Source organism: Bacillus sp. TE8-1 (genome assembly GCF_008368855.1).
GTDB lineage: Bacteria > Bacillota > Bacilli > Bacillales > Bacillaceae_G > Bacillus_A > Bacillus_A cereus.
Genome location: NZ_QPET01000026.1, coordinates 39,274 through 48,205, shown reverse-complemented (window position 1 = coordinate 48,205; position 8,932 = coordinate 39,274). Strand labels below are relative to the sequence as shown.

Here is an 8,932-nt window from a genome sequence, read left to right as displayed (position 1 = left end):
TCAGTTTTCAAAGAACTACTTCGTCGCTCAGAAGCGACTTTATCAATATAACATTTCGTTATATTTTCGTCAACAACTTTTTTCAATAAGTTGTTTTTTGTTTGTTTTGTTTGTTACCTTTCGTGGCAACGAATATAAATATACCAGTTTGATTATTAAAATGCAATAGTTTTTCTAATAAAATTTTTAACTTAGTAAAAAAGTATAAAAACAGCACATTTCTTCTATATAAATATAATTTCTCGCACTATCAAGATTTACTATACCCACGCAACTCATGCTCAAATAAAAAAAGCTTTGGAGAAATCTCCAAAGCTTAGTCTTGTTTATGGCGCATAGCAGGGAATAATAATACATCACGAATAGATGGTGCATTTGTTAATAACATAACTAGACGATCAATACCGATTCCTAATCCACCCGTAGGAGGCATACCGTACTCAAGAGCTTCAATATAATCGTCATCCATCATATGAGCTTCATCATTACCTTGTTCGCGCTCTTTTAATTGCGCTTCAAAACGTTCTTTTTGATCGATTGGATCATTTAACTCAGTGAAGGCATTTGCATGTTCACGCGCAACGATAAATAATTCGAAACGATCTGTAAATCTTGGATCTTCATCATTCTTTTTCGCAAGCGGCGAGATTTCTACCGGATGACCGTAAATAAATGTTGGTTGGATTAATTTATCTTCTACTTTTTGTTCGAAGAATTCATTTATAATATGACCAACTTCCATTGTATCTTTAATTTCTACATTATGTTCTTTTGCAAGCTCACGTGCTTCTTCTACACTCATCGGATTCCAGAAATCAGCTCCAGAGTATTGCTTAATCGCATCTACCATATGAAGACGTGTCCATTCTGGTTCTAGATTAATTTCATAATCACCATACTGGATTGTTGTTGTACCCAGTACTTTTTTCGCGATATGAGCAACCATATCTTCTGTTAACTTCATAATATCTTTATAATCAGCGTATGCTTCATATAATTCAATCATCGTAAACTCAGGGTTATGACGAGTTGATACACCCTCATTACGGAATACACGGCCGATCTCATATACTTTTTCCAAACCACCTACAATAAGACGCTTTAAATGTAGCTCAATTGCGATACGCATATATAATTCCATATCTAACGCATTATGATGTGTAGTGAAAGGACGCGCAGAAGCTCCACCTGCAATTGCATGCATCATAGGTGTTTCCACTTCAAGATAACCGTTGTCATCTAGGTATCTTCTCATCTCACGAATGATTTTACTACGAGTAACGAACGTTTCACGACTTTCCATACTTGTAATTAAGTCTAAGTAACGTTGACGGTAGCGTTGTTCAACATCTTTTAATCCATGGTATTTATCTGGTAATGGACGAAGAGATTTCGTTAATAGCGTAAAGCCTGTTGCTTTTACTGAAAGTTCTCCAACGTTTGTTTTGAACACTTTACCTTCAATACCTACTAAATCACCTAAATCTGCTGTTTTAAATAATTCGTACTCGTCATCTCCAACAGCATCTTTACGAACATAAATTTGAACTTGTCCATGTAAATCTTGAACGTGTGCAAATCCAGCTTTCCCTTTTCCGCGTTTTGTCATAATACGACCAGCGATAGAAACAGCGATTTCCTTCTCCTCTAATTCTTCCTTAGAGAACTCTCCATATAGACTCACTAAATCAGTTGTTGAATTTGTGCGTTCAAATCTTTTACCGAACGGGTCAATTCCTTGTTCACGTAAATTATGTAGCTTTTCACGACGAACAATCAATTGGTCGTTTAATTCTTCGTGGTTCATGTTATCCATGATATTGATATCACTCCAGCTCTATTTAATTTTACAATATATACAGTATAGCATTTTCTACTCAACTAGAAAAACTGCCAGCAACTAACTGGCAGCTCTTCTTTCTTTCACGTAATTATAGGAAGTGTATAGAAGAATGTCAATCTCCTATGTCCATTATTAACCAACGTAAATTGTTTGTTGTTTCGCTTCCACTTCTTCTACAAATGTACCTAACACATTCGCAAGGTCTTCCCGTGTGTTACAAGCATTAATACCATTACGTACACTCGCATTACCACGAACACCTTTTAAATACCAAGCTGCATGTTTTCTCATCTCTCTTACAGCGACACTTTCGTTCTTTAAGTCAATAAGACGATCTAGATGTAACATACATACATCAATTTTCTCGCGCACTGTTGGTTCCGGCATTAATTCACCCGTCTCCAAATACTTTACCGTACGATAAATCATCCACGGATCTCCAAGAGCCGCACGACCAATCATAACACCATCTACACCAATTTCATCAAGCATACGCTTTGCATCTTGCGGCGTTGCGACATCACCATTTCCGATAACCGGGATATTTACAGATTGTTTTACTTGTTTAATAATATCCCAATCCGCTTTTCCTTCATACATTTGCAATCGTGTACGTCCGTGAACCGCCACAGCTTGGCCACCAGCACGCTCAACAGCCCTAGCATTTTCTATTGCGAAAATATGTTCTTCATCCCAACCGATACGCATTTTAACTGTAACCGGCTTTTCAACAGCATCTACAACCGCTGCTACCATTTCATATATTTTATTCGGATCTAAAAGCCACCTTGCCCCCGCATCACATTTAACGATTTTCGGCACTGGACAACCCATATTAATATCAATTATGTCTGCTGTCGTATATTTATCTACATATTTCGCAGCATCTACAAGAGTTTCTTTCTCTCCACCAAAAATTTGTAAACTTAATGGCTTTTCTCTCTCGTCGATATATAACATATCTAATGTTCTTTTATTATTAAGTAATATTGCCTTATCACTTACCATTTCAGCACAAACTAAGCCGGCACCAAATTCTTTTACTGTTAAACGGAATGCAGAGTTACACACTCCCGCCATCGGTGCTAGTACAACCGGATTTTTCATCTCGATATTTGCAATCTTTAACAATCAACCTACTCCTTCCTGTACAATCACTTTGGCATTAATTCCTCTATCGAAACATTTAATGCCTTAGCAACTTCTACTACAAAATCTTGAGAAGGCGATCTATTCCCTCTCTCAACCTCACCTAAAACAGATACAGATACCCCTAGTTCTTTAGCAAAACCTTCTTGTGTATAGCCTTTTAGCTTTCGAAAAGCACGAATGCGTCTTCCCCATTTTTCTGCTTCCATACCGTTACTCCCTCTCGCCTTTTCATTTCTTCTACTTGTGAACGTGAAATGTTTTGTTTTATGTCTTGATTAATCTCTAACAACGGAACGATAACAAAAGCTCTTTCAAACATCCGCGGATGCGGAACAATAAGATTCTCTGCTTCAATATTCTCTTGATTATAAAGTAAAATGTCAAGGTCGATAGTCCTCGGCCCCCACCTAATTTCCCTTTTTCTTCCTAGGTCATTTTCTACTTTTTGTGTTACTTTCAATAACTCTTGTGGTGATAAATTGGTAGAAATTTTTATAACTAAATTTAAAAAGCAACTTTGGTCAGTATAGCCAACTGGCTCAGTTTCATATACAGATGAAATATCATCAACCTGAATATAAGGATTTTTATTTAAAAACTGAATCGCTTCAGTTAGATACGTATAACGCTCTCCAATATTTGACCCTAATGCAATGTAAGCTATATTGTTCATGGACGTTCTCTCGTAATTTCTACTGCTACAGCACGATAATGACCCGGTATCGGTGGATCCGGCTTAATTACCTTAATTGTACAGCGTGAAATACTTTCATATTGTTTTAATATATCTGCAGCAATATTTTCAGCGATACTCTCCACAAGCTTATACTTTCTATCCTCAACAACTTTTCTACATAATTCGAAAAGCTCTCCATAATTGACCGAATGCTCTAAGTCATCACTTTCCCCTGCACGCTTTAAATCCAACTCCACCGTTAAGTCAACTTTAAATCTCTGACCTAATTTATTCTCCTCTGGAAACACACCATGATAACCATAAAACTCCATATCATGGATATAAATTTTATCCAATTACCTTACCCCCTTACCAATCATCGCATCCATCATTTTAGCCATACGCGCCATTTCTTTCACATCATGGACACGAACAAACTCACAGCCCTTTTCAATACCAAGACAAACGGTAGCTCCTGTTCCCTCAAGACGTTCCTCCACTGGCAAATCTAATACGTGCCCAATAAAGGACTTTCTCGAAGTACCTAAGAGAACCGGATAACCTAGCACATTTAACTGTTCTAAATTACGCATCGCCTCTAAGTTCTGCTCAGGTGTTTTAGCAAAACCGATACCTGGATCTAAAATAATATTCTCATCTGGCACACCAGCATTTTTAGCAATTTTAATACTGTCATACAAATCAGCAATCATATCCGCCATTAAATTACGATAATTCATATTATCGCGGTTATGCATTAAAATGATGGGTACATCATAATGAGCTGCGACTTCAGCAATTTTTGGCTCCGCCTTCGCTCCCCAAATATCATTAATAATATGAGCACCAGCCTCAATTGCTTGCTTTGCAACTTCAGCTTTATATGTATCGATAGATATAGGCAATTTTACTTCTTTTGAAACTGCTTGAATCATCGGGACAACTCGCTTTATTTCTTCTTCTACTGATACTTTAGCAAAACCTGGGCGAGTAGATTCGCCACCAATATCAATAATATGAGCACCTTGACCTTGCATTTCTTTTGCGTGACGTACCGCAGCATCTACCTCGTTGTAACTCCCACCATCAGAAAACGAATCTGGTGTTACATTTAAAATCCCCATAATTAATGTTTTTTCATTTAAATTCAATGTATATTCGCCGCAGCGCAAATCATAATCCCACTTCAAACTACACATCTCCTCTTCGTAATTCATTTCTGCTCCATAATTTCTCTCTTTGCATTCCATAAAGGTACATTAAACTTTTTGTAACCACTCCTACTTTACCCGGGAAATCCTGCGCTTCTATACGATAAAGCGGAACAATTTCTTGAATGGAGTTTGTTACGAAGACTTCATCCGCTGAAAGTAGCTCATCTTTTGTAAAGAAACCTTCCTTTACTTCTATATTTAATTCTTCAGCACTCTTTATAATAAACGCACGAGTGATACCATTTAAAATCCCTGTCTCTAACGAAGGTGTATATAAAACATCACCTTTCACAAAAAATAGATTCGAAACAATGCCCTCTGCAACATAACCTGCTTCAGTGAGGAAAATACCTTCCTTACTCACAACATTTCCAATTTCACGCTTCCCTAAAATATTATTTAAATAGTGATGAGACTTCAGGCGAAATGTCCCTTCCGGTGTATTTCGCACTTGTTTTAGAATAACACCTTCTTTTTCCACTACATCCCCTGGAGCTGTTAAAGGTTTTATAAAAACAATAACAGAAGGCTCTTCATACATTTCCGTTTTTAATCCTATTTCATCTATACCCGCTGATACATTAAAACGTACATATGCATGCTTCAATTCATTCTTAGCGAGTAAATCTTTCAAAATAAGCATCACATCATTTTTTGTCATTGTCCATTTAATTTGCAATGTATCCAGCGCCTCTATTAAACGGTTATAATGATCATCCAATAAGAAAGGATGACCATTATAAATACGAAACGTTTCAAAAACTCCAAGACCATATAAATAACCATGATCATAAGGAGAAATTCTCGCTTCACTTGCTTCTACATACTGACCATTTACGTAAATTAACATAATGTCGCACTTGGACTGTATTTACGAATGAAATTCTGCAACAGCTCTTTCCCATGAGAAGTCATAATAGATTCTGGATGGAATTGCACACCCTCTATCGGCAATGTCTTATGACGAAGTGCCATAATTTCCCCTTCCTCTGTCCAAGATGTTACCTCTAAGCAATCGGGTAACGTCTCTTTCTTAACAATAAGGGAATGATAGCGCGTCGCAGTAAACGGATTAGGAATATCCGAAAAAATCGTCTTTCCATCATGATGCATAAGCGAGGTTTTTCCATGCATTAATCGCTCTGCACGGACAACCTCTCCCCCAAACACTTGTGCAATAGATTGATGCCCTAGACAAACACCAAAAATCGGAGTCTTTCCAGCAAAGTATTTAATAGCTTCCATACTAATCCCAGCTTCATTAGGACTACATGGGCCTGGAGAAATCATTAGAAAATCTGGTTTCATATTCTCAATATCTGAAATGGTCACTTCATCGTTACGTTTAACAACGAGCTCTTGTCCAAGTTCTCCAAGAAACTGCACTAAATTAAATGTAAAAGAATCATAATTATCAATCATTAATATCATTTCTCTCACCTAACCGTTTCTTCGCTACGTTCTTTTGCACGCCATAAAGCAATCGCCTTTTTTAACGACTCTTTATATTCATTTTCCGGATTTGAATCAATTACAATTCCCGCCCCTGCTTGTACATGAGCTTTTCCATCTTTAGCAAGAAGTGTTCTAATTACAATATTCAATTCTGTATCTCCAGAATAACCAATCCAACCGATTGAACCTGTATAAATCCCTCTTCGAACAGGTTCTAATTCCTCAATAATTTCCATCGTACGTATTTTTGGGGCACCAGTAATTGTTCCCCCAGGGAATACAGCCTTCACTAAATCAAAAGCATCCTTATCTTCTTCCACCTCACCACGCACATTAGAAACAATATGCATAACATGTGAGTATTTCTCAATTACCATAAATTCATCTACTTCTACAGTTCCATATTTACAAACACGTCCTAAATCATTTCTTTCTAAATCCACAAGCATTACATGCTCTGCTCTTTCTTTTTCGTTCTCAATTAATTCTCTTGCTAATTCTTCATCCTCTTGCTCATCCGCGCCTCTAGATCTCGTTCCAGCAATCGGTCTTGTACTTACTTCAGTTCCTTGTTTCTTAATTAACAACTCTGGCGATCCACTAACAATTTGAAAATCCCCAAGCTCCAGGTAACCCATATATGGAGATGGATTAATCTCACGAAGACTTGTATAAATTTCTAGTGGGTGTGTCTGTAACGTTCTTTCTTGTCTCGTCGACAAGTTTACTTGGAACACATCACCCGCCCCAATATATTCTTGAATACATTCAACTGCCTTCATAAAGCTGGCTTCAGTAAAAGCAACTGCTTCACTTTTCTTTTCAGGACTTTCAAAAGGCACGGTCACTTCAGGCGCTTCTGTCATCCAAAGACTCTTCCACTCATTTAGCCGTTCATTCGCCTCTTCATATTTATCTACATAATGCGTAATAACCCATAACACTTGTTCTTTTTGATCATAGACAAATACGTCATCAAATAATAAAAAGAAGATGTCAGGTATATTAATATCATCTTCCGCAAGAGAAGGCAGCTTTTCAATATAACGGATACAGTCATAACTGAAATAGCCAATTGCACCACCTTGAAAAGGCGGATACTCTGGGTTATAGTCCGTCTTCCATTGTTCCATATATTCTTGCATTAAATCTAACGGATTCCCTCGTTTTATTGTTTCCTTACCACTTTCACTTATATGTAACGTTTCATCCTTCCCTCGAATTACCGCTACTGGGTTCAGCCCTACAATGTTATAACGACCGCCACGGCCGCTTTCTAACAAAATATGTTGCGATTTACCCTGAGAAAGAAATTTATATTGCTTAAAGAAATCTAACTGATATGGAATAGAAAGCGCTAAAGATTTTCTTCGTTGCATATCAACACCCCGTCTTCTTTTATCCCACCCTCTTAGATAAACCAGCTCAAACTACATAAGTTATTTATATAGAGATTGATTATACTCGAAGGCTAGTGAAAATAATTTAATTATACTACCTCTTATTTTACATGAAGTTTTCTAGTCATTCACTCTTTTCCTATTTCCAATCCCAAAAGAAAAAGCACCCTTTTTCAAGGATGCTTTTTCAATCGCGTTTAATTAGGATTCAAATTGATAAAGTGGTGTACTTAAATAACGTTCACCGTTACTTGGGATAATAACAAGTACCTTTTTCCCTTTACCTAACTTTTTCGCAACTTCTGTTGCTGCATAAATAACTGCGCCTGAAGAGATACCAACTAAAATACCTTCCTCTTTAGCCACTCTTCTCGCATATTCAAATGCTTGCTCTGTTTTCACTTGAATAATTTCATCATATACTTCTACATCCAACGTCTCCGGAACAAATCCCGCCCCAATTCCTTGGATTTTATGTGGACCTGGCTTCCCACCAGATAATACTGGTGAATCTGCAGGTTCTACTGCATAAATTTTAATATCTTTATACGCTTCCTTCAGTACTTCACCAGCACCAGTAATCGTTCCACCTGTACCAATACCTGCAATAAACGCATCTAATTGGTCGCCCATTTGTTCAATAATTTCTGGACCTGTTGTTAAACGGTGAATTTCTGGATTCGATTGGTTTTTGAACTGTTGTGGTATAAAGTAGCCATGTTCTTTTGCTAATTCAGTCGCTTTACGAATTGCTCCACCCATTCCTTCAGACCCTGGAGTCAATACTAATTCCGCACCGTAAGCACGTAATAAATTACGACGCTCAATACTCATTGTTTCTGGCATTACTAAGATTGCATTATATCCTTTAGCAGCCGCTACCATCGCTAAACCAATTCCTGTGTTACCACTTGTCGGCTCAATGATTGTATCGCCCTCTTTTAATAATCCCTTTTTTTCAGCATCTTCAATCATAGCTAATGCGATACGATCTTTAACACTACTCCCCGGATTCATAAATTCTAATTTTAAGTATATATCTGCGCTGTCTGATTCTACGATGCGGTTCAACTTAACGATCGGCGTTTTCCCGATTAATTCTGAAACTGATTGTGCCACTCGCATTCCTGTCACTCCTAACACCGAGTATTTTTATTGGTTTTATCTATATTTAGATTTTGTCAGAAAATTC

10 protein-coding genes are annotated in these 8,932 nt (G+C 37.3%); all 10 read right to left on the bottom strand.

The annotated features are described in order from the left end of the window. Window positions 1–316: 316 nt before the first annotated feature. The 10 genes from lysS to cysK all read right to left on the bottom strand — a co-directional run bounded on the left by lysS (window position 317) and on the right by cysK (window position 8,865). Window positions 317–1,816 carry a lysine--tRNA ligase gene (gene lysS, locus DN404_RS23495; protein WP_000369668.1) on the bottom strand — a complete coding sequence of 500 codons (1,500 nt, stop codon included), beginning with the start codon at window positions 1,814–1,816 and terminating at the stop codon, window positions 317–319. Between the two features lie 159 nt (window positions 1,817–1,975). Further along, the gene (dusB, locus tag DN404_RS23490) at window positions 1,976–2,974 is read right to left on the bottom strand and encodes a tRNA dihydrouridine synthase DusB (RefSeq protein WP_149215517.1); all 999 of its coding nucleotides are present in this window, start codon (window positions 2,972–2,974) and stop codon (window positions 1,976–1,978) included. A gap of 23 nt (window positions 2,975–2,997) precedes the next feature. Then, window positions 2,998–3,201: a helix-turn-helix domain-containing protein gene (locus tag DN404_RS23485; protein WP_000387031.1), complete on the bottom strand. Its 204-nt coding sequence runs from the start codon at window positions 3,199–3,201 to the stop codon at window positions 2,998–3,000. Beyond that, the gene (gene folK / locus DN404_RS23480) at window positions 3,153–3,668 is read right to left on the bottom strand and encodes a 2-amino-4-hydroxy-6-hydroxymethyldihydropteridine diphosphokinase (RefSeq protein WP_001059450.1); all 516 of its coding nucleotides are present in this window, start codon (window positions 3,666–3,668) and stop codon (window positions 3,153–3,155) included. The genes DN404_RS23485 and folK overlap by 49 nt, the downstream gene beginning before the upstream one ends. Beyond that, the gene (gene folB, locus DN404_RS23475; protein ID WP_000358062.1) at window positions 3,665–4,027 is read right to left on the bottom strand and encodes a dihydroneopterin aldolase; all 363 of its coding nucleotides are present in this window, start codon (window positions 4,025–4,027) and stop codon (window positions 3,665–3,667) included. The genes folK and folB overlap by 4 nt, the downstream gene beginning before the upstream one ends. Further along, window positions 4,028–4,888: a dihydropteroate synthase gene (folP, locus tag DN404_RS23470; RefSeq protein WP_002164656.1), complete on the bottom strand. Its 861-nt coding sequence runs from the start codon at window positions 4,886–4,888 to the stop codon at window positions 4,028–4,030. Continuing rightward, complete coding sequence (pabC, locus tag DN404_RS23465) at window positions 4,863–5,735, bottom strand: aminodeoxychorismate lyase (RefSeq protein ID WP_149215516.1); 873 nt, start codon at window positions 5,733–5,735, stop codon at window positions 4,863–4,865. Before pabC ends, folP begins: the two co-directional genes overlap by 26 nt. Beyond that, window positions 5,729–6,316: an aminodeoxychorismate/anthranilate synthase component II gene (gene pabA, locus DN404_RS23460; protein WP_000602290.1), complete on the bottom strand. Its 588-nt coding sequence runs from the start codon at window positions 6,314–6,316 to the stop codon at window positions 5,729–5,731. Before pabA ends, pabC begins: the two co-directional genes overlap by 7 nt. 5 nt (window positions 6,317–6,321) lie before the next feature. After that, the gene (gene pabB / locus DN404_RS23455; RefSeq protein WP_001189722.1) at window positions 6,322–7,719 is read right to left on the bottom strand and encodes an aminodeoxychorismate synthase component I; all 1,398 of its coding nucleotides are present in this window, start codon (window positions 7,717–7,719) and stop codon (window positions 6,322–6,324) included. 222 nt (window positions 7,720–7,941) lie between these two features. Then, window positions 7,942–8,865, bottom strand: a complete 924-nt coding sequence (cysK, locus tag DN404_RS23450) for a cysteine synthase A (protein WP_149215515.1) — start codon at window positions 8,863–8,865, stop codon at window positions 7,942–7,944. Window positions 8,866–8,932: the final 67 nt, after the last annotated feature.

Coding starts and splice junctions, on each gene's coding strand:
- lysS (WP_000369668.1), bottom strand. CDS start 1,816: ATGGATAACATGAACCACGAAGAATTAAACGACCAATTGATTGTTCGT.
- DN404_RS23485 (WP_000387031.1), bottom strand. CDS start 3,201: ATGGAAGCAGAAAAATGGGGAAGACGCATTCGTGCTTTTCGAAAGCTA.
- folK (WP_001059450.1), bottom strand. CDS start 3,668: ATGAACAATATAGCTTACATTGCATTAGGGTCAAATATTGGAGAGCGT.
- folP (WP_002164656.1), bottom strand. CDS start 4,888: ATGAATTACGAAGAGGAGATGTGTAGTTTGAAGTGGGATTATGATTTG.
- pabC (WP_149215516.1), bottom strand. CDS start 5,735: ATGTTAATTTACGTAAATGGTCAGTATGTAGAAGCAAGTGAAGCGAGA.
- pabA (WP_000602290.1), bottom strand. CDS start 6,316: ATGATATTAATGATTGATAATTATGATTCTTTTACATTTAATTTAGTG.
- pabB (WP_001189722.1), bottom strand. CDS start 7,719: ATGCAACGAAGAAAATCTTTAGCGCTTTCTATTCCATATCAGTTAGAT.
- cysK (WP_149215515.1), bottom strand. CDS start 8,865: ATGCGAGTGGCACAATCAGTTTCAGAATTAATCGGGAAAACGCCGATC.